The 22,106-nt window shown below is 65.1% G+C and carries 20 protein-coding genes; 9 read left to right on the top strand and 11 right to left on the bottom strand.

What is annotated here, in order from left to right; translation table 11 throughout:
* Positions 1-68: 68 nt before the first annotated feature.
* The 5 genes from PFX91_RS05740 to PFX91_RS05720 all read right to left on the bottom strand — a co-directional run bounded on the left by PFX91_RS05740 (position 69) and on the right by PFX91_RS05720 (position 6,498).
* A complete protein-coding gene (locus tag PFX91_RS05740; protein ID WP_285729950.1) occupies positions 69-1,169 on the bottom strand; it encodes a PQQ-binding-like beta-propeller repeat protein in 1,101 nt (366 codons plus the stop codon).
* Between the two features lie 558 nt (positions 1,170-1,727).
* Positions 1,728-3,077, bottom strand: a complete 1,350-nt coding sequence (locus PFX91_RS05735) for an outer membrane protein assembly factor BamB family protein (protein ID WP_285729949.1) — start codon at positions 3,075-3,077, stop codon at positions 1,728-1,730.
* A gap of 37 nt (positions 3,078-3,114) precedes the next feature.
* Positions 3,115-5,685 carry a TPR repeat domain-containing protein gene (locus PFX91_RS05730; protein ID WP_285729948.1) on the bottom strand — a complete coding sequence of 857 codons (2,571 nt, stop codon included), beginning with the start codon at positions 5,683-5,685 and terminating at the stop codon, positions 3,115-3,117.
* Positions 5,686-5,719: 34 nt separating this feature from the next.
* Positions 5,720-6,037: a hypothetical protein gene (locus PFX91_RS05725; protein ID WP_285729946.1), complete on the bottom strand. Its 318-nt coding sequence runs from the start codon at positions 6,035-6,037 to the stop codon at positions 5,720-5,722.
* A 293-nt stretch (positions 6,038-6,330) separates the two neighbouring features.
* The gene (locus PFX91_RS05720; protein WP_285729945.1) at positions 6,331-6,498 is read right to left on the bottom strand and encodes a hypothetical protein; all 168 of its coding nucleotides are present in this window, start codon (positions 6,496-6,498) and stop codon (positions 6,331-6,333) included.
* Positions 6,499-7,178: 680 nt separating this feature from the next.
* On the opposite strand from PFX91_RS05720, the gene PFX91_RS05715 reads away from it, so the two are divergent.
* Together PFX91_RS05715 and PFX91_RS05710 are read left to right on the top strand one after the other, a co-directional pair.
* Positions 7,179-7,469, top strand: coding sequence for an ATP-binding protein (locus PFX91_RS05715; protein WP_352231632.1), 291 nt, complete (start codon positions 7,179-7,181; stop codon positions 7,467-7,469).
* Positions 7,470-7,518: 49 nt separating this feature from the next.
* Positions 7,519-8,382 carry a hypothetical protein gene (locus PFX91_RS05710; RefSeq protein ID WP_285729943.1) on the top strand — a complete coding sequence of 288 codons (864 nt, stop codon included), beginning with the start codon at positions 7,519-7,521 and terminating at the stop codon, positions 8,380-8,382.
* Positions 8,383-8,460: 78 nt separating this feature from the next.
* Here PFX91_RS05710 and tsaD read toward each other — a convergent pair whose 3' ends face one another.
* The 5 genes from tsaD to alr form a co-directional block, all read right to left on the bottom strand.
* Positions 8,461-9,495, bottom strand: a complete 1,035-nt coding sequence (gene tsaD, locus PFX91_RS05705; protein ID WP_285729941.1) for a tRNA (adenosine(37)-N6)-threonylcarbamoyltransferase complex transferase subunit TsaD — start codon at positions 9,493-9,495, stop codon at positions 8,461-8,463.
* Complete coding sequence (rimI, locus tag PFX91_RS05700; protein ID WP_285729939.1) at positions 9,488-9,973, bottom strand: ribosomal protein S18-alanine N-acetyltransferase; 486 nt, start codon at positions 9,971-9,973, stop codon at positions 9,488-9,490. Before rimI ends, tsaD begins: the two co-directional genes overlap by 8 nt.
* Complete coding sequence (gene tsaB / locus PFX91_RS05695; protein WP_285729937.1) at positions 9,961-10,638, bottom strand: tRNA (adenosine(37)-N6)-threonylcarbamoyltransferase complex dimerization subunit type 1 TsaB; 678 nt, start codon at positions 10,636-10,638, stop codon at positions 9,961-9,963. The genes rimI and tsaB overlap by 13 nt, the downstream gene beginning before the upstream one ends.
* 11 nt (positions 10,639-10,649) lie before the next feature.
* Positions 10,650-11,162 (bottom strand): tRNA (adenosine(37)-N6)-threonylcarbamoyltransferase complex ATPase subunit type 1 TsaE, encoded by a 513-nt coding sequence (gene tsaE / locus PFX91_RS05690; RefSeq protein ID WP_285729935.1) that lies wholly within the window; start codon positions 11,160-11,162, stop codon positions 10,650-10,652.
* Positions 11,163-11,354: 192 nt separating this feature from the next.
* Entirely contained in the window at positions 11,355-12,485 is a 1,131-nt protein-coding gene (gene alr, locus PFX91_RS05685; RefSeq protein ID WP_285729934.1) for an alanine racemase, read from the bottom strand.
* Positions 12,486-12,680: 195 nt separating this feature from the next.
* On the opposite strand from alr, the gene PFX91_RS05680 reads away from it, so the two are divergent.
* Positions 12,681-13,397: a DUF6069 family protein gene (locus PFX91_RS05680; protein ID WP_285729932.1), complete on the top strand. Its 717-nt coding sequence runs from the start codon at positions 12,681-12,683 to the stop codon at positions 13,395-13,397.
* A 258-nt stretch (positions 13,398-13,655) separates the two neighbouring features.
* Here PFX91_RS05680 and PFX91_RS05675 read toward each other — a convergent pair whose 3' ends face one another.
* Positions 13,656-14,873 (bottom strand): ROK family transcriptional regulator, encoded by a 1,218-nt coding sequence (locus PFX91_RS05675; protein ID WP_285729930.1) that lies wholly within the window; start codon positions 14,871-14,873, stop codon positions 13,656-13,658.
* Positions 14,874-14,981: 108 nt separating this feature from the next.
* On the opposite strand from PFX91_RS05675, the gene PFX91_RS05670 reads away from it, so the two are divergent.
* Genes PFX91_RS05670 through PFX91_RS05645 form a run of 6 tightly spaced genes read left to right on the top strand, consistent with a single transcriptional unit; the run spans position 14,982 to position 22,049 of the window.
* Positions 14,982-16,130: a Gfo/Idh/MocA family protein gene (locus PFX91_RS05670; protein WP_285729929.1), complete on the top strand. Its 1,149-nt coding sequence runs from the start codon at positions 14,982-14,984 to the stop codon at positions 16,128-16,130.
* Positions 16,127-17,806: a sugar ABC transporter ATP-binding protein gene (locus tag PFX91_RS05665; protein ID WP_285729927.1), complete on the top strand. Its 1,680-nt coding sequence runs from the start codon at positions 16,127-16,129 to the stop codon at positions 17,804-17,806. Before PFX91_RS05670 ends, PFX91_RS05665 begins: the two co-directional genes overlap by 4 nt.
* Before the next feature lie 50 nt (positions 17,807-17,856).
* Positions 17,857-18,912, top strand: coding sequence for an ABC transporter permease (locus tag PFX91_RS05660; protein ID WP_285730091.1), 1,056 nt, complete (start codon positions 17,857-17,859; stop codon positions 18,910-18,912).
* Positions 18,909-19,970, top strand: a complete 1,062-nt coding sequence (locus PFX91_RS05655; protein ID WP_285729926.1) for an ABC transporter permease — start codon at positions 18,909-18,911, stop codon at positions 19,968-19,970. The genes PFX91_RS05660 and PFX91_RS05655 overlap by 4 nt, the downstream gene beginning before the upstream one ends.
* Before the next feature lie 2 nt (positions 19,971-19,972).
* Positions 19,973-21,178: a substrate-binding domain-containing protein gene (locus PFX91_RS05650; RefSeq protein ID WP_285729924.1), complete on the top strand. Its 1,206-nt coding sequence runs from the start codon at positions 19,973-19,975 to the stop codon at positions 21,176-21,178.
* 4 nt (positions 21,179-21,182) lie between these two features.
* Complete coding sequence (locus PFX91_RS05645) at positions 21,183-22,049, top strand: sugar phosphate isomerase/epimerase family protein (protein ID WP_285729923.1); 867 nt, start codon at positions 21,183-21,185, stop codon at positions 22,047-22,049.
* Positions 22,050-22,106 lie beyond the last annotated feature (57 nt).

Below are 22,106 nucleotides of genomic sequence, written 5' to 3'. Positions count from 1 at the left end.
TTAAGAAACCGACAGGCCAGCTTTTAAGCTCCTCTACGTACCGAGGTCAGCGGTAAAGCTTTCTGCCTTTACGCCTCGGATAGGAGCGTATTCAGATCAGCGACCATCATGCGAGGATCGCCGCCCCAATCATGTACGGAAATGGGGAGCTGTCCATCGACGAGCAAGGACTCTTCCTCGAGTTCCTCAAGGTCGATCAGTCCTTCCTCCAGCATCACGTGCGCAGACTGGAGAACCAGTCGCGCATCAGCGTCCTGGAGATCCTCGATAAGAACCACATAGGCAGGAGCTTTTTCCATCTCTGTCTGCGGAGGAAGGTACTCCTGCCCCCGAGCCCGGTCGAACACTTCTCCTCGGCCGAACATGACGTATCCGTCGGCCAGGTCACCCCTCACAAGGCGTTCTACTGGATCGTCCGCCCCGCCAGGAACCGTACGCGGTGTCAACAGAAGTAGTTCGGGGACAACGGCACCAGGCCATCTGTACTCCCATTTCTTCTGACCGGATTCGGCTGCGAGTCCCGTCAAACGGATCTCGTCACCGCAGGCCGCCACTATGGCGACGGTGTCACCGACGGCCTGTATCTCGGGTTCACCACACTCTTCCCAGGGACCCATGCTCCACAATTCCTGGTCATCCTTCAGCCCACGAGCGGTGACCTGGCCTTTTTCGGACAGGAGCAGTCTTGCATCGTTGGTCAAAAGTGAGACCAAGTCAGACGGGGATTCCTGTGCTCGGTGCTCAGCTACCAGCTGCCCTGTAACTCCATCCAACACCATCCAACGAGTACTTCCGGAGAGTAGTCCCCCACCGTCCGCAGCCAAAACGATCTGTGCGCCGTCCGCGGTGACTCCGGCGGCCACAGGTCCTTCGAGGCCGTGAAAACTCCACACTTCGGCTACCGGCTTGGTCCCCCATAGGGCTACGCCGTCATCGAAGACCGCCAGCGCACCGTACTCGGTCACCAAAAGCTCTCTCACAGGACCACGGGGATCATCCTTTAATTCCTCTTTTGCATCAAGCACTCCGGCCATGGAGAGTGAATATAGAAGAGTTTCACCTGTTGACTCATGAGACCCAGAAGAAGGATACACAAAAATAAATAAATAAACTTTGAGAACAAGAGCAAATATTACCACCGGAAGAACCAAAAGGAGATTACGCTTCACATAAGATAACAATATCCATACCCCTAGAACTATCGACGCATGACATCACACGCGAGGCGAGCGACGCCCCAGCGTGCTCCACAACATCAGCATTCCACCTTTAACCATCTTTATCAGATCTCTTACATTTACCCGACATAACTCCTCCTCAACCCGAGCTTGAGCGCATCTAGAGGAGGAGAACAACACGATGCGGCGTGATCAGGTAGCGGGGACCATGGCCAGGTAGGGACACAAGTCCGTGATGCCGCGTGGAGTCAAGGAGCTCGAGTTCGACGAGCACGGTCGGGACCGTGGACGATGACAGGCTGGACATGGGAGGCCTTCAGGATCATTGGGCTGCGGCATCAGGATGCTCATGGATCCCCATGCTTGTTTGCGTGTACGACCGTGGTCTTCCTGAGCTCGAGAATCCACACCAAGCTGGAACTTGCAAGAGCCCTGAGGGACAGTCCTAGAGCGATCATGCAGACACCTATCCACATATAGGCAACGGACTCAGTGGATATACGAAAACAGTCTTTGAAGACGAATATTTCTTCTAAAGAAACCCCTTTTCTATGTGAGCCCTACGAGACTGCCAAGAACCTTCCCGTTCTGATTTTCTTGGTATGCGACCACTGCCCCTGGAACCACAAGCAGTCGGCTTCTGACGTGGGCGTTGTTGATCTCAGGATCAAGTTGCTCGACTTCAATCTCCAAAAAATCATCGTCCCAAGGAGCAAATATCAGATTCATAGTTCCAGAGAACGAATCTTTGCAATCGAAGGCGCATCCATAGGTTAGAACACCGTCTTCCAAGGCCACAGCCCTGTTCACCGGTTCCCACAAATGATCTACTTGAACGTGAACCTCTTCGGGAATCTGAACTTCTTGAAAAATTCTTCCATCGTAAGATGTCTTTACATAATCATGATGTCCAGAACTTGAACTTTCTCGCTGATACCAAATATTCCATGACGAACCAACATAGACACGAAGGTCATTATAAAAGCCATCATCCCCTGTTAGAGGCCATTCCCCTTCCAGAAGATCCCCTGTGACAATGTCGAACATGTAGTTCTCCCCTGACACATCCAGTCGGATCGCTCTCGCGTCATCGGCCACTGCCAACCAAACTGGAGGAAACCCCTCCCCTGAAACATCATCGGCATCTATAGGGATTTTTTCTGACTCCCACAATGTGTCACCAGAGACTCCGTCTATCGCAATAACACCAACCGAAAAAAGCTCTTCATAGAGTCCTGCATCATCAGCTTCTCCCGCGGGACAAACCTCTGGAAGAAAAAGAGCATCCGCATTAGTTGAAACGGGCCAATTCCAAGGCTCATCCTGATTGAAAATCGGCAGTGGAAAGCATTTTCTTTTTCCTTCATATCTCCATGAAAGATCTCCTGTTTTTATTTCGTAGGAAGATAGTCCTCCACTACTTGGGATAAGCAGCTGGCCAGTTGTCACCAAGCTTGGATGAAGAAACACTCCCTCTGGAGCAGAATACTCCGATACCGTATCTCCAGTGAGCGCGTCCAAGAAAACCACGATCCCCTCTTCTTCGGCGAGTAACAACACGCCAAGGCCATCGGCAGTCACAGAAGTGCTGAAGTCTCCTTTGGATTCATAGCTCCATATTTCTTCAGAAGTCTCCCCATGCAAGGAAACCAACCCATGTCTGTGAGACACCAAAAGCCCGACAGCAGTCGGATGGACCCCTGAAATGTGCATGGACTCAGGCGGATCCCAACTCCAACCAACACCATCCACAGAAGAAATAAAGGACATTTGATTAGAAAAATCGGTCTCTTCTTCTACCTCAAACCGAGGATCATTGAGAAGAAAGCATCCGAAGAACGCCAATATGGAAGCAGAAACAAGAACCGCTCCAACTGAAATAATGTTCCTTTTCTTCACTTCTCCCCTGACCTTAGATCAACGCACCCAAAGCACACTAGCTCTGAGATCTAATTTTAATTTCTTTTTCGTTCTGCTGGAGTTGCTCAGTCATGTCAGAGCGCACTCCATAAGTTGATGAAAAGCTTTCCAGAAAATCTTGCCCAGTCCTTGCTTCACCCGGAACCCATGACACTTCTGTTCCCGCCATAGCTCTGGAGATAGCCCAGTTTAACTGAGCCGCACTTTCTCCTTGTAGTCCCTGGAGGGATTCCACCGCCTTATCTGTACTAATAACAGGAGACCCATCGTTACCATAGGTCAAGATCTCGCGTGATTCCAGAATTTCGGTAACTGTCATTTCCTTAGTCCCCGTGAAATACTTGGATTCATCTCCAACTTCAGCCAGTGGACTCGTTGCTCCACCACTATTGTGGTTCTCAAAAGCTTCTTCCAAAATAAATACAGCGATTGTGTTGGATATCTTCTCTTCAACATTCCCCTTTCCAATATGCTGAGATGGAGCTTCGAACTCCGTGATAATATTCTCCTTAAATTGATCCGAATAATGATCTCCAGCAGCCGAAAGAGCAAAACCAACGAAGGGAATTTCCCCTATTGCCCCAGAAGCTGTACTGGAAACCAAATCATAAATATTTTCCTTCCTCTTATGAATCCCTTCTGCATCCATCCCTCTATACACTGACTCGTTGTGCAATGCGGCATCCACAAAGCTCTGCAAAGTGGAGGCTCTCTTTGCCGCATCTGAAAAGTCTCCGGTTTCTACAGCACTCGCCTGGTGAGATATAGAAAATACCTCTGCTGCCCCGTGAATTCTTGCTGCAGACTCATCATCTGTCATGAGCAGTTCCAGGAAATGCAATCTCTCCTCAGGACTTAGAGAAAGCGTATTACTTTCTGTGTCCCAGGTAGGCCAGTCATTAGGCCGCTCAAAGTCAAGGTCTACAACACCGTCAGTGATACCGGTTTGTCCAGCGAAGCTGTATATGTATCTTTCAAAGATATTGGTAAGGCTTTGAGCTATCTTATCGTTGTACTGGCCGAAACCTGCGTTAGGGTATACCTCTTCTTCACCTTCTTCTATACCTGGAATCGCCACCTTGACGTTCGTATCCATAAGCTTCTTTTGCATTTCAGGGTCAGTCATGAACTCAATGAGACTGACTGTTGCTTCAGCAGCACGCCTCTGCTCATCCTCTGCCTTGCTAGAGGCGTCTTCGGGTATCCAATCGAATAGCGCTGTAACTGGAGAGCCTCCCGCATAATCCGAATCCTCCGGCCATTCGTAGAGGAGAAGTCCTGCCAGTGCTTCAGCGCTTATCCTCTGAGCTGTATCATCGTCAATGTAGGCACCATTCAGGTATTCATGCATCAAGATCGTATAGTTGGCGTCCTCGTTCCGAGTGGAAACTTCTAGAAGGTCAGCAAGCCCCTTATCCCCTAATTCCTCTAGAACAGCGGTCGAAGGTTTCCCAATGAGGTTGTCCTGATAAATGTCATGCATCAGCTGTCCCATTGACAGGGTCAAGCTAGTAGAGAACCTTTCTCCCCCTTCCATTTCCTCCGGGGCATTACCAAGGATTGCTGCAAGACTTGCCAAAGCCTGAGGATATTCCGTGTAGGCGTAGTCATGAGAAACTTGGCCACCCATCAAAACTGGTCCTTGCACTGCTTCCCGGATATCCTCGGGAAGCAGAGCGAGCCCTCCACCAAGTTTCTCATCGGAGAGGGAAAGGATAGTCCCTCCAATAGCCTCTAGGAGCGCAACCTTGTCATCCTCTCCATAAAGGGAATCCTCAAGGATTCCAGGGATGGCTAAGATACCTTGAAGACCTTCTCCTGTTTCTATCTTATCTAGCTCTGCATGCAACCCCTCAAGAAACTCTAGTTCAGATTCAGAAAATTCTTCTCCCGTTTTTAGGTAATCAAAAGAACGTGAATTTAGGGCAGAAATTAGGGCCAGGTAAGCGCCTACTTCGCTACTATCAGCATTTCCTCCTTCCAGAGCCTCTCTCAGACCCTCCCCGATTTCCTCGCCGCTTTCTGAATCGAAATTCCAATAATCTGTATCTCCAGTTGTGGCATAGGCAATCTTGTCACCAATATGACCGGCCTCAATTAATTCTCTAATATTTCCTGGAGTCGGGCCCTCTTTAATCTGATCCTCCGTATCCTCACATCTCTCCTCCAGACTCTTCCAGGCTTCTTCGGCTAGCCTGTTATAACGTTCTATTACGACATCTCTAAGGCTTGCATCCTCTTCTTCGCTTCCGGTGGAAGGGAGGCCTCCGACCTCTGTTGCCATTTCAGATCTTAAAGTTTCAATTCTTTCTTCATACCAATTGACATCAGATATGACCTTCCCAATCATTCCATAAGCATGTAGGCACGCCAACAGTGCACTGGACCAGGATTCTTGGTTCTCCAGGGCGGTCGACCTCAAGCCTTCGCCGATCTGCCCCTCAAAGTGAAGTGATACCGGTTCCGAAATAGTACAGAATTCTCCCGAGCGACCTGCAATTTTTGCATGTAGCTCCTCAAACGCTTCCCTGTGTCCAATAAGAACGGAAGCTTCGATCTCACATTCAGTAAATGTGAAAGTGACCATACTTCATCCCTACATGGCTTCGAAATTTAGAAGGTCAATAGTTGATTGGAACGATCGGGGAGAACTGCTCAGCCGACTCCATGTCTGTGCGAGCGCCTTCTTCAGCACCGCCCTGGATGTTGCCAGCCAGGGTGGCCGCGTGGCGCTTGACCTCTTCCATGTGCTCCACCTGGGCGTCACCGAAGGCGCTCCAGCCTCCCACGACAGGAGCTTTGGTCATCGCATTCTTGACTGCCTGAATGGCCTCATCGAAGTCGACCGGAAGGTCTTTGAGTAGAGCCGCGGCCTGCTCTGCGGCGACACCGCCGGCGTGGGCGTCCTGGGGGTTCAGAGCCGCTGAATCAGGGGACATGGGGGAACTCCTGCTTCACTACGTTGACCTGGGGATACACGCCCGAAAGGGATGGGCGGTCGTAATCGAGCGATTACCTCCAATCAACCCTAACGAGAGACTGCGACCTCCCGAACGGGAAAACCCCCTGAACTGAGGCGATGTCCCTATCCTGGCCGGATGTGGCCACAGAGTCCCGAGGGACGACCCACACCAGCCCCAGGCCTGGACCAACCGCTCCACCAGGCGCGAGCCGAACCCCTCCCCCACCTCCGGAACCGTCACCGGCCTTCCCGGTAGGGCGCCCTCGTCGGTCACGGCGACCCAGAACATCCCCGGTAGGACTCCATCTCCCTACGGGAGCGGCCACAGATCGTGCCGGAGGCCGTGTACTTCAGCGCGTTCGTGTGCAGTTCGGTCAGGACCACGATCAACGGATAGGCCCGGTCGTGACTGAGTTCGCTGCCCTTCCAGCACCACACTCGAGCCCTCGGACCACGACCACGGCCACCTCGCCTTCGGGGGCACGATTTGGACCGGCTTCCTCTCCTCGGTGAAGAGCGAGCGCTGAGCGCACCGGCAGCGGTCCCGCTTTCCACGTGGAATCGGGGAATTTTTTATGCCCTATGCCCGAATAGATTCCTTTTGGAGTTTTAGCGAAAAAGGTTCTTGCAACCTCTCCCACCTGGGAGAACACGCCACTTCGAAATTTTTTCCGCACTACTTCGCGGTAACGTCGCCAATCTCCGAGGAATGCCCTAACCTTTTCCCCAAAACCACGAATGACCCCGCGACGGTAGCAACCGTCCGGGGCCGTGGCCAGCAACCAACACCGTTTAACCAAAGGATTGCCAGCATGCGCTATTTTAGCGCGGCCCCTCTAGCCGTGCCCTGGACTCCCTCAAGAACCTCCTCGCCTCCCCCTGCGGACGCCACTCCGCCTTCGGTCGCCGCCGACGCTCCGCACGTGTCCGCCGCTACGCCCCGCTGCCCGAGCCCTCTCCCCAGGCCGGCCGGGTTCCCGAGCGCTCTAGGCGCCCCGTACCTCCTCCCGCCTTCTTCCGCGAACACGCCCGTATCCCGGACGCCCACGCCGAAGACATCGCCCTCGTGCGTCCCTACTACACCGCCCACGAACGGCTCCTGTCCGCCGAGGAGGACCGTGTCCCCCGGCCACGCGACCCTGTGTCCCGCCCCCTCCACGCTGCGCCTGTCGATCAGCGACTCCGGCGGAGGCCACGGCGTTCCCCGCATCCCCGCCGAACGCGACGACGACGCATGGAACCGGGCGGAAGGGCAGCGCGGCCTGCTCCTCGTCCAGAACCTGTCCCGCGCCTGGGTCCATCACCAGCTCGGCCCCTGTCCAGGACTGGGCACCGACGTGTGGGCCGAGTTCCACGTGGACCCGACCGGTGTTCCCCGAGGGCTACGCCCCTTCGTCTTCACCCACTGACCCCCGGGGCCTCGGAATCCCCCTCGGCCCCAGAACAGCGAGGAGTGCTGTGCCCAACAAGGAACACGAGATACCCCTGAAGATCATCAGGAACGCCCCCGAACTGGTGGTGCCCCTGCTCCGTGACGCCGTCGGCTACGACCTGCCCGAGCACACCGAGGTCGTCCTGACCTCCGCCGAGTGCACCGACAGCACACCCCGGACCTACACACCCGACGGCGCCGTGCTGCTGAGGGCCGGTACCGAGAACACGCTGGCGGTGGTGGTGGAACAGCAGGCCAGGTGGGACAGCGACAAGTTCTGGACCTGGCCGGTCTACCTGACCACCGTCCGCGAACAGCTCCGCTGCCCGACCCTGCTGCTGGTGTTGTGCCCCACGGACAAGGCCGCCCGAGACTGTGCCGGGCGCATCCCCCTGGGTCAGCCCGGCAACACCGTCACCCCCTCCGTGGTGGGACCGTCCCAGATTCCGGTGGTCACCGATCCGGAACAGGCCCGGGACATGCCGGAGCTGGCGGTGCTCTCCGCCAAGGCCCACGGCGACCACGATCTACGCACGTTGGACACGGTGATGGAGGCGCTGAATGCCGTGTCCTCCGATCGCCGTGCGTTCTACTATGACTACGTACTGGCCGGGCGCTCCGAGGAGGCCCGGAAATACCTGGAGGACCTGATGTCCGTGGACACCTGGGAATGGCAGAGCGACTTCGCCCGCACGTACGTCGGCATCGGCCGCGAAGAAGGCCGCGAGGAAGAGGCCGCCGGCAACGTCATCCTCGTCCTCACCGCCCGAGGCTTCGAAGTCCCCAACGAGATCCGCCGACGCATCGAGTCCTGCGACGACCTCACCACCCTCAGGACCTGGATCCAAAAAGCCGCCAAGGTCGACGACCCCGAAGAACTCTTCGACTGACGTCGGGCGCAGGAACCACGCGGGGGTGGGAAGCACCGACTTCCCACCCCCGAAACCGTCCTCGGTCCGGCCCGTTCCTCACACCGCCAGGGGCGAGTTCACCGGCAAGGACGTGTCGGTGGCCAGGTCCAGCGGCGACGCGGGCAGGCCCGCCGCCACCACCTCGGCGCCCAACGCGGCGATCATCGCACCGTTGTCGGTGCACAGGCGTGGGCGCGGCACGCGCAGCTCCACACCCGCCTCGCGACAGCGCTCCTCGGCCAGGGCGCGCAACGCGGAGTTGGCCGCGACCCCGCCGCTGATGACCAGGGTGCCCACCCCGTGCTCCACGCAGGCGTCCACCGCCTTGCGGGTGAGCACGTCCACCACCGACTCCTGGAAGGCGGCGGCGATGTCGTCGACCACCAAGGGCTCGCCCTTGCGTTCGGCGTCCTCCACGTGGCGGGCCACGGCCGTCTTCAGTCCGGAGAACGAGAAGTCGTAGGTGCCGTCACCCCACTTGCCGCGCGGGAAACGGATGCCCCGGGAGTCGCCCCGCTGGGCGGCCTTGTCGATGGGCGGCCCTCCCGGGTAGGGCAGATCCAGCAGCCGCGCCACCTTGTCGTAGGCCTCCCCCGCCGCGTCGTCCACGGTGTCGCCGAGCGAGACCACGTCGGTGGCCAGGTCGTTGACCTGCAACAGCGAGGTGTGTCCGCCCGAGACCAGGAGGGCGATCGTGGGTTTGGGCAGCGGGCCGTGCTCCAGCTGGTCCACGGCTACGTGACCCACCAGGTGGTTCACTCCGTAGAGCGGTTTGCCCAGGGCCATGGCGTAGGCCTTGGCCGCGGACACGCCCACGAGCAGGGCGCCCGCCAGACCGGGGCCGGCGGTCACCGCGATGGCGTCGACGTCGGAGAGCTCGGCCCCGGCCTGCTCCAGCGCCCGGTGGACGGTAGGAGTCATCGCCTCCAGGTGCGCGCGGCTGGCCACCTCGGGCACCACGCCGCCGAAGCGCACGTGCTGGTCCACGCTGGAGGCGACGGCGTCGCCGAGCAGTTCGCAGCCGCGTACCAGGGCCACGCCGGTCTCGTCACAGGACGTCTCGATCCCCATGACCAGAGGCAGGTCACTCATGGTCTCCTCCCCCGGCGACGCGCCGCATCACGAGCGCGTCCGCCCCGTTGTAATAGCCGCGGCGCACACCGATCTGCACGAAACCGAACCGGCCGTAGAGCTTCTGTGCGCGCGGGTTGTCCGAGCGCACCTCCAGGAACATGTGGGTGACTCCGCGCCGCTCCGCCTGGTCGAGCAGTTCGGTGAGCAGCGCGCTGCCCACACCCCTGCCCCAGACCCGTTCGTCGACGGCCATGGTCTGCACGTCGCCCTCGGGTGGGACGAACCGCAGCCCGGCGTATCCCACGATCGCGTCGTCGGACTCGGCCACCACGTAGTGGCGGGTGGGCTCGGCCAGTTCGCTCATGAGCATGCCCTCGGTCCAGGCGTCGAGCGGGAACAGGGTCCGCTCCAGCTCCATGACGCCGGGTACATCGTCCATGGTCATCTCACGCAGCCGCACGTCCGGCGCTCCGGCCTGCCCGGTCACCTCACCCATTGGCGCACCTTCTTCGGGGCCCCGGGCTCCACCGCGTCCGGGCGGCGCAGGTAGAGCGGCTGGGGGTCGGGCGGCTTCTCGCCCCGGTGCAGGCGCAGCAGGGCCAGTTCGGCCATGGCGGCGGCGTCCGGGTGCAGCGGGGACACCGGCTCCGAGCCTGCGCCCAGGACGTCGGCGTACATGCGGGCACCGTCGCCGACCAAGGGCAGGCCGCCGGTGTCCAGTTCGGCGGGCCGGTCCACGGCCACCTCTCCCACGCGGGTGAGGTGGTCGTCGTAGCGGGCCCAGAACACCTCCTTGCGACGGGCGTCGGTCATGGCGACGAAGGGTGTGGTGCGTCCGGTGGCGAAGGCCAGGGCGTCCAGGGTGGTGACCCCGTGGCAGGGGATGCCGAGGGCGTCGGCCAAGGCGTGGGCGGTGGCCAGTCCCACCCGCAGCCCGGTGTAGGGGCCGGGGCCGATGCCGACGGCGATGTGGTCGAGGTCGGCCAGGGTGATCCCGGCCTCCTCGGTGACGCGCACGATCGTGGGGCTGAGCAGTTCGCCGTGGCGGCGGGCGTCCACGGAGCCGGCACCGGCGCGCAGGGTGAAGGAGCCGTCGGGACCGCTCTCACCGATGGCGACGGTGACCGCCGGGGTGGCGGTGTCGAAGGCCAGGAGCAGCACGGGGATACCGCCTATCCACGCCCGGTCGCGGTGCCGGGCAGGTCGATGCCGGCCCAGCGGGCGCCGACGGCGCGCAGGTGGACCGTGCGAGTGTCGTCGGGGTGACGTTCGATGCGGATCTCCAGCCGCTCGTCGGCCAATCCCTCGGCCACGCCCTCGCCCCACTCGACCACGGTGACGGAGTCGGCGAGGGTCATGTCCAGGTCGATGTCGTCGATCTCGTCGGCACCGCCGAGCCGGTAGGCGTCCACGTGCACCAGGGCGGGGCCGCCGACCAGGGACGGGTGGATCCGGGAGATGACGAAGGTCGGTGAGGTGATCGTTCCGCGCACGCCGAGCCCTTCGCCCAGTCCCTGGGTGAGGGTGGTCTTGCCCGCGCCGAGCGGCCCGGACAGGATCAGCAGGTCGCCGGGTCTGGTGAGGGCGGCGAGGTCCCGGCCGAGGGCGCGCATGGCGTCGTCGGTGGCGGCGGTGACCTCGCCGACGGTGAACGCGCCTGGAGTGGTTGCTGTCGCGTCTGTCATCGGCTCGCTGCTCGTGTCGGGTGTGGTGGGCTGGTCGTGGCCGCGCCGGGTCGGGGCGCGCCCGGGGCCGGCGTTCCGTTGAACACCCCCTCCGTCCAGGTTAGGCGGATCGGGGCGGGTCCGTGACCGGATCCCACAGACCGATCGGACACACGTCGGAGCCGGTGCGGCTCCGACCTCTCCCGTGACGTCTCAGGCCAGGTCCCCGACGTACTCGCGTGGGACCCGGGGGCCCACCCTGGTGACGATCTCGTAGGGGATGGTGTCCAGGATCCGGGCCCAGTCCTCGGCGGTCGGGGTGTCCGGGTGCTCCGCCGGGTCTCCGAAGAGCACCGCGTGGTCCCCGGCCCTGACCTCGTCGTCGCCGACGTCCAGGACGAACTGGTCCATGCAGACCGTTCCCGCGATGACGCGGGAGCGCCCACCGAGCAGGACGGGGCCCTTGTTACTGGCCGCGCGGGGCACACCGTCGGCGTAGCCGAGCGGCACCAGGGCGAGGGTGGTCTCCTTGTCGGTGACGTAACGGTGACCGTAGGAGACCCCGCTCCCTGCCGGGACGCGCTTGGTCAGGGCGATACGGGAGTACAAGGTCATGGCGGGCCGCAGCCCGGGCACGGTGAGGCCGGGGATGGGGCACAGACCATAACTGGCGATCCCGCCCCGTACCAGGTCGAACCTGGCCTCGGGGAGGGTGAGCAGCGCCGCGGAGTTGGCGATGTGCCTGACCTCGGGGCTCAGGCCCGCCTTGTCCGCGACCTCCAACGCCTCGTGGAACTGTGAGAGTTGGAGGGCGATGGAGGGGTGGCCGGGCTCGTCGGAGCAGGCGAAGTGCGACCACACACCGGAGACGCGCACGCGCCCCTCGTCCTCGGCACGGGCCGCGGCCTCCACCAGTGCGGACCAGTCCGCCGGAGAGGCCCCGCCACGGTTCAGGCCGGTGTCGGCCTTGAGCTGGACGCGTGCGGTACGGCCCAGGCGCCGGGCCTCGGCGACCACGGCGTCCAGGGTCGCGCGGTCGCTCACGCCGAGGTCGATGTCGGCCTCGATGGCCTCGGCGACGGGCTCGCCGGGCGGGATGATCCAGGCCAGGACGGGAACGGTGATCCCCGCTCGGCGCAGTTCGAGGGCCTCACGGATGAGGGCGGTGCCCAGCCAGGTCGCGCCGCCCGCCATCAGGGCACGAGCGGCGGGGATCACGCCGTGCCCGTAGCCGTCGGCCTTGACCACCCCCATGAACGGGGTTCCGCCGGCACGCTCTCGGAGCAGCCGCGCGTTGTCGGAGATCGCGTCGAGATCGACGCGGGCGTGCGCGAAGTGAGACATGCCTCCAGTGTTCCACGTGTGTTCCACCGGAACGTGCGTCCGCGGGTGGAGGGTGCACGCGTGGCCGAGGCTTTTCGGCGGTGTGTCGGGGCGTGCGGGATGACCTGCGAACACGCGGGTTTTCCCGGTTACCCGTAGTACATGGGTGGATGCGGGGTAGGAGCGGCGTTGACACAGTATCTGGGGGTACTGGTAATGACCGAGATAGGAAGTGAACGACCCGTCAACACCACGCGGCTGTGGTCGGGGGGGCTGGCCACGGCGGTCGTCGCGGCGCTGGTGGTCCTCGCGGGCACGCTGGTCTTTCGTGGAGTGTTCGGAGTCCCGGTGCTCGCTCCGGAGGAAGCGGGCAACCTGGGCGACGCGGGCACCGCGATGTACGCCCTCATGGCAGCGGTGGCCGCCCTCCTGGCCACCGGCCTGATGCACCTGCTGCTTCTCAGCGCGCCCCGGGCCCTGAAGTTCTTCGGATGGATCCTGGGCCTGGCGACCGCCATCGCCGCCGTCTCCCCGTTCTCCGAGGCCGCGGACACGTCCAGCCAGGTCGCCACGACGGTGATCAACCTGGTCACGGGGCTGGCGATCATCACCCTCCTGCGCAGCGTGGGGCGTTCGGCCACCCTGAGCAGGAGGGCGGTGGGCCCGAACCCGTCGGTGCCCATGGCCCGACCGTCGGAGGCCACCGTCCGTCCCGTGGGGGAGGACCGTCCCATGCCCGTGGACGAGACCGAGCCGATCGATTCCGACGGACCCGTGCAGGGCGAGGAGCCGGTTCTGCGGCAGGAGGGCATCCTGCCCGAGGTCTCGCAGGACGAGTACCGCAGGAACCAGGTCCGCGCCCGGGAGATGGACGCCGAGGCGGAGCGGGCCAGGCAGAGCGGACGGAGTCCGGGCGATCAGCACGCCGGATGAGCGGTCCACCGGGTTCCCCGTGACCCGAGGGCCCGGGGCGTCCCTGACCACGGCGTAGGAGGAGGGGCGGAGCCGAGCGGTTCCGCCCCCTCCTCATGCGCGGGGTACCTCGCGCTCCGTCGAGGGCCTCCGGTCCACGCGCGGGCCCAGGGCTCATGCGTGCCGAACGCGACCGCGCCGACCGCTCGGCACGACCGACTGCTCTTCGTGGAGCCGCGGGGGACCCCCGAGAGCGGTCCGAGGCTCTGAGTGACCGTCTCAGGCCCCGCTGACCAGCGCGTCCGCGTGCCCGGGGCTCAGGCAGTGCTCGATCACCATGACGGCGGCGCCGACCACGCCCGCGCTCTCGCCCGCCACCGAGGAGACGATGCTCAGGTGTTCGGTGGCCAACGGCAGTGAGCGCTGGTAGATGACCTCGCGCACTCCGGCGAGCAGGTGGTCGCCGGCCTGGGCGAGTGCTCCGCCGATGACGATGACCGACGGGTTGAACATGTTGACCGAGGCCGCCAGGACCTCGCCGATGTCGCGGCCCGCCTGGCGCAGTGCGCGCAACGCGGGCACCGATCCACTGCGGGCCAGCTCCACCACGTCGCGGGCACCGTCGGCCGGTACCCCCTCCGCGGTGAGCGAGGCGGCCAGGGCCGCGCCGCTGGCCACCGCCTCCAGGCAGCCGGTGTTCCCACAGCGGCAGGGGCGGTCGTCTCCGCTGGGGACGTGGATGTGGCCCATGTCCCCGGCCGCTCCCTGGGCGCCCCGGTAGACGCGGCCCTCGCTGATGATCCCGCAGCCGATGCCCGTGGCGACCTTGACGAACATCAGGTGGCTGGCCGAGGGCCAGGCGGTGTGGTGTTCCCCGATCGCCATGATGTTGACGTCGTTGTCCACCATGACCGGGACGTCGATCCGGTCGTGGACGTAGCCGGGAACGTCGAAGTCGTCCCAGCCGGGCATGATCGGTGGGTTGACCGCGCGTCCGGTGGAGTGCTGCACCGGGCCGGGCAGGCCGATGCCCAGGCCGAGCAGTTCGTCCGTCGTGCGCCGTGCGTCCCCCAGCAGGCCGCGGCCCCTGTCCACGACCCAGTCCAGGACGGGTTCGGGTCCCAGGGCGATGTCCAGGTCGGCGCGTTCCTCGGCGAGTACGGTTCCCGACATGTCGGTGAGGGCCATTCGGGCGTGGGTGGCGCCGAGGTCGGCGGCCAGGACCACGCGTGCGCCGGGTCGGAAGGAGAAGGTCGTGGGCGGCCTTCCCCCGGTGGAGGCGGCCTCGCCCGCCGGTCCGATGAGTCCGCTGGCGAGCAGGGCGTCCACGCGTTGGGTGACGGTCGAGCGGGCCAGACCGGTGACCGAGGCCAGTTCCGAGCGAGTGCGCGGCCTGCCGTCACGCAGGAGTCGGAGCAGGGTGCCCGCACCGGGTGCGGTGGTCGGAGCGCCGGTCGAGCCGGGTCCCTCCGTGGGAGTCAGCGCTTCTTCCGTCATGCGAACAGTGAAGCACAGGATCTATTGACTTCCATGCAGCATTCTAATGCGGCCAGTTCAGACAACTTATGCTTGACGATCGTCATAAGTCCGGCGTACCTTCGACGCATGTCAGTGAGCAAGGCCATACACCCGGGTGAGGCGGCGGACGCCGGACCGGCCTCCCCGCGTCCCTACCGCGCCGCGGTGATCGGCACCGGCTTCATGGGGCGGGTCCACTCCCACGCCGTCCGGGCCTCGGGCGGCGAGGTCGTGGGGGTCGCGGGTTCCTCCCCGGACAAGGCCGAGCGGTTCCGGGTCGCCAACGGCATCGCCCGGGCCCACGGGGACGCCCTCGAACTCGTCCGCGGTGACGACGTGGACGTGGTCCACGTGTGCACCCCCAACGACCTGCACGCACCACTGAGTCTGGCCGCGTTGGAGGCGGGCAAGCACGTGGTGTGCGAGAAGCCGTTGGCCACCGACGCCGACACCGCGCGCGGCCTGGTCCAAGCCGCACGTGAGGCGGAGCGGGTCGCCGTCGTCCCCTTCGTCTACCGCTTCCATCCCATGGCACGCGAGGCACGCGCCCAGGTCGCCGCCGGCTCCCTGGGCCGCGTCACCCTCGCCCACGGCGGTTACCTCCAGGACTGGCTGCTCTATCCGGAGGAGGACAACTGGCGGGTCGATCCCGTGCGCGGCGGGGCCACCCGCGCCTTCGGTGACATCGGTTCGCACTGGTGCGACATGCTGGAGTTCGTCACCGGCGACCGCATCACCGCGGTCAGCGCCCGGACCTCCCGCGTCAACGACACCCGCGACGGCCGTGCCGTGGCCACCGAGGACCTGGTCTCCCTACAGTTCTCCACCGTGGGCGGCGTGATCGGCAACGCCGTCATCAGTCAGGTCTCCCCCGGGCGTAAGAACCGGCTGGTGCTGGAGGTCTCCGGCACCGAGGGTTCGCTGCTCTTCGACCAGGAGAACCCCGAGACCCTCTGGGCCGGCAGCCGAGGCCGCACCGGCACCATCACCCGTGACGATCCCGGTCTGAGCGCGGACGCCGCACGCCTGGCCACCGTGCCCGTCGGGCATCCCCAGGGTTACCAGGACTGCTTCAACGCGCTGGTGGCCGACACCGCCGCCGCCATCGCCGGGCACCCTCCCGAGGGCCTGCCCGTGTTCGAGGACGGCCTGCGCGCCGCCGTCCTGGCCGAGGCCGTGCTGCTCTCGGACCGGGAGCGACGCTGGGTGGACGTGGCGGAGGTCGAGCAGGGATGACCGGCCCGCCCCTGCTGCGGATGAGCGGCATCACCAAGTCCTTCCTGGGCGTGCGCGTCCTGCACGGGGTGGACCTGGAACTGCGTCCAGGACGGTTGCACGCGCTGGTCGGCGAGAACGGCGCGGGCAAGTCCACCCTGATGAAGGTGCTGGCCGGAGTGCATCGCGCGGACGAGGGGACCGTCGAACTGGAAGGGTCCCCGGTCTCCTTCGAGCACCCGCTTCAGGCCCAGCGCGCGGGCGTGTCCACGGTCTTCCAGGAGTTCAACCTCCTGCCCGAGCGCACGGTCGCCGAGAACGTCTTCCTGGGCCGGGAGATCCGCCGCCGGGGATGGGTGGACGGCCGCGCCATGGAGCGCGCCACCGCCGCGCTCCTTTCCGATCTGGACCTGCGTGGTATCGACCCCCGCGCCAGGGTGGGGTCGCTGTCGGTGGCCGAACAGCAGGTGGTGGAGATCGTCAAGGCGCTCTCCCACGACGCGCGCATCATCTCCATGGACGAGCCGACCGCCGCGCTCGCCGACCACGAGGTGGAGACGCTGTACCGGATCATCGGCCGCCTGCTCGCACGCGGTGTGGCGGTGCTGTACGTGTCGCACCGCATGCGGGAGATCTTCGACCTGGCCCACACCATCACCGTCCTCAAGGACGGCCGCCTGGTCGACACGGTGTCCGCCGACGCCGTCACCCCCACCGATCTGGTCCGCAAGATGGTGGGGCGCCCGGTCTCGGCGGTCTTCCCCGAGCCTCTGACCCCGCACGGCGAACACGTGGGGCGGGTCCGTCTGTCGGTCTCCGGTGGGGGCAACGCCCAACTGGACGGGATCGACCTCCAAGTGCGCGGGGGAGAGATCCTGGGCCTGGGCGGGCTCCAGGGCAGCGGACGCACCGAGGTCGCCCACGCCCTGTTCGGGATCGAACGCTTCACCCGGGGCGAGGTGTTCGTGGACGGCCGCCGGATCGACGCGCGCTCACCTCGCCAGGCCGTGCGCGCCGGTCTGGTCCTGGTGACCGAGGACCGCAAGGCACAGGGGCTGGCCCTGAACCAGTCGATCGCGGCCAACGGCCGTCTGGTCCTGGACGCGGTCTGGCCCTTCGGTTCGGCCCGCAGGGCACGGCGGCTACCCGAGATCCTGTCCTCGGTGGAGTTGGTCGCACGCGCGGGTCACGGCCAGGACGTGCGGTACCTGTCCGGTGGCAACCAACAGAAGGTGGTGCTGGCCAAGTGGCTGGCCGCCGAACCCGGGGTGATGGTGCTCGACGAGCCCACGCGCGGTATCGACGTGGGCGCCAAACAGGCCGTCTACCGGCTGATGCGCGAACTGGCCGCGGCGGGCGTGGCCATCGTGCTCATCTCCTCGGAACTGCCCGAACTGATCGGGATGTCGGACCGTCTGGTCGTGCTGCGCGACGGCCGGGTGGCGGGTGAACTTCCCGGTGGGTCCGGTGAGGAGGCCGTCATGGCGATGGCCACGGGCTCGCCCCACGGGAACGACCCCGATCCCGCGGTCGACGATCCCCGTACACCGCCCGGCTCCGGTGACGAGGTGGTCGACGACGCCATGAAGGGCACCGGCGCCTCGACGCCGCCCCCGACCCCCTCCGCCGATCCCGTCCCGCCCACCGGAGACGGCGGCGAGGACCCCTCCGCACGGCACGAGGAGGCCGCTCCGTGAAACGCACCGCGATCCTCCCCGCGCGTGTCCCCCGCCTCGGCACCACCGCGATGGTCTATCTGGCCCTGGTCCTGTTGCTCGCGCTCAGCGCGGCCTTCGTGGCCGCGCGGGGCGGCAACCTGTTCACCACCGCCAACACCGTGGACCTGTTCACCCGCAGCAGTCTGCTGGGATTCCTGGCCATCGGTCAGACCCTGGTGATCCTGTGCCGTTCCCTGGACCTGTCGGTGGGCTACGTCGCGGCGCTGTCCACCGTGGTCGCGGCCACCACCATGGCGGGAGACCCCTCCCGCGTCCTGCTCGGTGTGGGCGCGGCCCTGGGCCTGGCGGGTCTGATCGGTCTGGCCAACGGTCTGGTGGTCACCAAGTTGGGGGTCAATCCCTTCATCGCCACCCTGGGCGCGGGACTGATCATCAAGGGGTACCTCGACACCGAGTTCCAGGGGCCGGCCGGGGAGATCCCGGCCGCCTTCCAGGCCTTCGGCTACACCAGGATCGGTGTACTGCCCGTGTCCACCCTGATCATGCTGGGCGTGGCCGTGGCGGCGGTGCTGTTCCTGCGGCGGACCCGGATGGGCTACCACGTCTACGCCGTCGGCGGTGACGCCGAGGTGGCCCGCCTGTCGGGGATACGCCCGGAGGTGCCCACCGTGACCGCGCACGTGCTGTGCTCGGTCATGGCCGGGACGGCGGGTCTGCTGTTGGCTGCGCGTTTCGGCACCGGCAGCGCCACGGTCTACGGCAACGGCTACGAACTGGAGGCCATCGCGGCCGTGGTGCTGGGCGGAACCTACCTGCTCGGCGGTCGTGGCGGGGTGGCCGGGACGATCGCGGGGGTGTTCATCCTCGCCACGCTCGACACCGTCTTCAACGTGCTGGCGATCGACCCGTTCGTCAAGGACGTACTGCGCGGTGTGATCGTCATCGCCGCGGTGGCCGTCTACGCCCGAGGCCGGCACTCCCGTGCCGCCACGCGCGTGCGCTTCCCCTCGGGCGGCGCGTCCCCACCGGATCGAGGTCCCGCCCCCGAAGCCCGTCCGTCCCCCGACCCCGGGGGACCGGCGGATCCCGACCCCTCCCCGCGAGCCCTGGGAGGCCGCCGATGACCCCGAACACGGGCACGTCCTCCGCCCTCTCCCCGCGCTCGGCGCTCGCCGCGTCGTTCCGGGGCGGTACGGCCACCGCCGCCCTGTTGCTGGCACTGATCTTCGTCGTCATCGCCACACAGAACCCGTCGTTCTTCGAGGGTCCGCCGTTGATGGCCTTCGCCAAGAAGGCGGCGCCGCTGGTGATCCTGGCCGTCGGCCAGTACCTGGTGATCGTCTCGGGGGAGTTCGACCTGTCGGTCGGCTCCCTGGTGGGCGCGCAGGTGGTGATCGCGGCGCGGCTCATCGACGGCGAGGAGTCGATGACCCTGCCGGTGATCGCCCTGATGTTGGTCTTCGGCCTGGTGGTGGGTCTGGTCAACGGTCTGGTGACCACGCTGCTGCGGGTGCAGTCGATCATCACCACGCTCGGCACGATGCTGATCCTGTTCGGCGCCGTGCGCTACTGGACCGGCGGTGCGCCCACCGGGGCCCTGTCGGAGTCCTTCCGTGTGCCCGGACGCGGCGGGATCGAGGACGTGCCCTTCTTCGGTCAGGTCCCGTGGGCGCTGGTCATCGCGCTGGTGGTGGCCGTGGCGGCGGTGCTCTGCATGCGCTCGCCCTTCGGCCGCGCCCTCGTCGCGACGGGTGACAACGACGTCGCCGCCGCGTTCTCGGGGGTGCGGGTGTGGCGGACGCGCACCATGGCCTTCATCGGCTCCTCCCTGCTGGCCACCGTCGCCGCCGTCCTCATCGGCGGGTTCGCCGGGGTGACCGCGCAGGTCGGCGAGGGACTGGAGTTCACCGCCATCACCGCCGTCGTGCTCGGCGGTGTGGTGCTGGGCGGTGGGCGCGGCACCGTGGTCGCCGCCGTCCTGGGGGCCCTGACCGTGGAGGCCCTGTTCACCCTGTTCAACCAGCTCTACCTGCCCTCGACGATCCAGCCGTCGGTGCAGGGTCTCATCATCATCGCCGCGGTGGCCTACGCCGCCCGCCGAGGCGACCTTCGACTGCCGGAGCGCCTGCGACGGCGACCGGACCATCCGACCGAGCGGACGCTCGGCTCTTCCAGGAGGTAACCATGCGCGTCCCCCGCGTGCTTCTCGCCGGCGCGGCCGGTCTGACACTGATGCTCACGGCGTGTACGACGGACACTCCGGACGACTCGCCCGAGGGAGGCAACGGCGAGGCCGGGTCGACCCCGGACGGGGAGTGGTTCGACCAGGCCGAGTACGAGGCCCAGCTCGCCCAGCGCGAGATCACCCCGGAGGGGCCGGAGGACCAGCCCTGGTTGCAGGCGATCGAGCCGGAGTGGATCGACACCGCCGAGTTCGCCCATGACGCCCCCGAGGACGCGACCCTGTGCTTCTCCAACGCCTCGGTGTCCAACCCCTGGCGCGTCACCGGCTTCATCACCATGGAACAGCAGGTGGAGGCGCTCCAGGAGGAGGGGCGTATCGGTGACTTCCGGGTCTCCGACGCCGCCGACGACGACAACCAACAGATCTCCGACATCCAGGCGTTCGTGGACTCGGGGGACTGTGACGTCATCATCATCTCGCCGTCCACCACCGCCACCCTGACCCCGGCCGTGGAGACCGCCTGTGAGAGCGGAGTCCCGGTCGTGGTCTTCGACCGCGGCGTCAACAGCGACTGCATGGTCACCTTCATCCACCCGATCGGCGGTTACGCCTTCGGCGCGGACGCGGCCGAGTTCCTGGTCGAGAACCTGGACCCGGGGTCGAAGGTGCTGGCGCTGCGCATCCTTCCCGGCGTCGACGTGCTCGAACACCGGTGGGCGGCGGCCCAGGAGGTCTTCGGTGACAGCGACCTGGAGGTACTCGGTTACGAGTTCACCGAGGGCGACGGCGCCAAGATCAAGGACCTGGTCTCCCAGCACCTGCAACGCGGCGAGGTCGACGGCATCTGGATGGACGCCGGGGACGGTGCCGTGGCGGCCCTGGAGGCCTTCGAGGACGCCGGACGGCCCTACCCCGTGATCTCCGGAGAGGACGAGTTGAGCTTCATGCGCAAGTGGCAGGAGGAGGACCTCACCGCGATCGCGCCGGTCTACTCCAACTTCCAGTGGCGGACACCGGTCCTGGCCGCGAGCATGATCCTCGCCGGCGAGGAGGTGCCCTCCGAGTGGGTCCTGCCGCAGGAACCGGTCCGCCAGGACCGGCTGGACGAGTATCTCCAGCGCAACGAGGACATGCCGTCCCTGCACTACGCCAAGTTCGGCGGCGAGGACCTGCCGGGCTTCCCCGAGGCCTGGACGGAGAGGTAGGAGAATGCACGCGCTGGGGGTCAACACGTGGGTGTGGACGTCGCCGCTGACCGACGCGGGGCTGGAGCGGATCGCGCCCCGGGTGGCCGAGTGGGGGTTCGACATGATCGAGCTCCCCGTAGAGGAGGTCGGCGACTGGGACCCCCGGCGTGCCCGGGCCCTGTTGGACGGGTTGGGTCTGTCGGCCGGCGTGGTGCTGGTCATGGGGTCGGGTCGGGAGCTCGTCGCCACCGACCCGGCCACCCGTACGCGCACACAGGACTACCTCAGGAAGGTCGTGGACACGGCGGCGACGGTGGGCTCCTCCGTCATCGCCGGCCCGGCCTACGCCTCGGTCGGCCGTACGTGGCGTATGTCCCCGCGAGAGCGGGCGGGGATCGTCGCGGAGCTGGCCGAAGCGCTGATCCCCGTGGTCGAGCACGCCTCGGCCGCGGGGGTCGGCCTGGCGGTGGAACCCCTCAACCGGTACGAGACCAGCGTGCTCAACACGGTGGACCAGGGACTGGAACTGCTCGACCTGCTGCCGGACGGGCACTGCGGACTGGCCCTGGACGTGTACCACATGAACATCGAGGAGCGTGACGTGGCGGCGGCGATCCGGCGGGCCGCCGGACGCATCGGGCACGTGCAGGTGTGCGCCAACGATCGGGGCGCCCCCGGCGCCGACCACCTGGACTGGGTCGGCATCCTCGACGCGTTGGAGGAATCGGGATACCGAGGGCCCCTGGTGATCGAGTCCTTCACAGCGGAGAATGCCAGCATCGCCACGGCGGCCTCCGTCTGGCGACCGTTGGCGGCGAGTCAGGACGCCATCGCCGTCGACGGCCTGGCCTTCCTCCGACCCCTGACACGACGGGAGGAGACCCCATGAACGGGTCCGTACGTCGACGTGCCGCACCACGGCGACGGACGCCCATGGCCGGGATGA

This window comes from Nocardiopsis sp. ATB16-24 (assembly GCF_030271535.1).
GTDB lineage: Bacteria > Actinomycetota > Actinomycetes > Streptosporangiales > Streptosporangiaceae > Nocardiopsis.
Note: the sequence above shows the minus strand (reverse complement) of the source record. Positions and strands in the feature narration are given on the sequence as shown.

Coding starts and splice junctions, on each gene's coding strand:
- PFX91_RS05730 (WP_285729948.1), bottom strand. CDS start 5,685: ATGGTCACTTTCACATTTACTGAATGTGAGATCGAAGCTTCCGTTCTT.
- PFX91_RS05725 (WP_285729946.1), bottom strand. CDS start 6,037: ATGTCCCCTGATTCAGCGGCTCTGAACCCCCAGGACGCCCACGCCGGC.
- tsaD (WP_285729941.1), bottom strand. CDS start 9,495: ATGAGTGACCTGCCTCTGGTCATGGGGATCGAGACGTCCTGTGACGAG.
- rimI (WP_285729939.1), bottom strand. CDS start 9,973: ATGGGTGAGGTGACCGGGCAGGCCGGAGCGCCGGACGTGCGGCTGCGT.
- tsaE (WP_285729935.1), bottom strand. CDS start 11,162: ATGACAGACGCGACAGCAACCACTCCAGGCGCGTTCACCGTCGGCGAG.
- alr (WP_285729934.1), bottom strand. CDS start 12,485: ATGTCTCACTTCGCGCACGCCCGCGTCGATCTCGACGCGATCTCCGAC.
- PFX91_RS05680 (WP_285729932.1), top strand. CDS start 12,681: ATGACCGAGATAGGAAGTGAACGACCCGTCAACACCACGCGGCTGTGG.
- PFX91_RS05675 (WP_285729930.1), bottom strand. CDS start 14,873: ATGACGGAAGAAGCGCTGACTCCCACGGAGGGACCCGGCTCGACCGGC.
- PFX91_RS05670 (WP_285729929.1), top strand. CDS start 14,982: ATGTCAGTGAGCAAGGCCATACACCCGGGTGAGGCGGCGGACGCCGGA.
- PFX91_RS05665 (WP_285729927.1), top strand. CDS start 16,127: ATGACCGGCCCGCCCCTGCTGCGGATGAGCGGCATCACCAAGTCCTTC.
- PFX91_RS05660 (WP_285730091.1), top strand. CDS start 17,857: ATGGTCTATCTGGCCCTGGTCCTGTTGCTCGCGCTCAGCGCGGCCTTC.
- PFX91_RS05655 (WP_285729926.1), top strand. CDS start 18,909: ATGACCCCGAACACGGGCACGTCCTCCGCCCTCTCCCCGCGCTCGGCG.
- PFX91_RS05650 (WP_285729924.1), top strand. CDS start 19,973: ATGCGCGTCCCCCGCGTGCTTCTCGCCGGCGCGGCCGGTCTGACACTG.
- PFX91_RS05645 (WP_285729923.1), top strand. CDS start 21,183: ATGCACGCGCTGGGGGTCAACACGTGGGTGTGGACGTCGCCGCTGACC.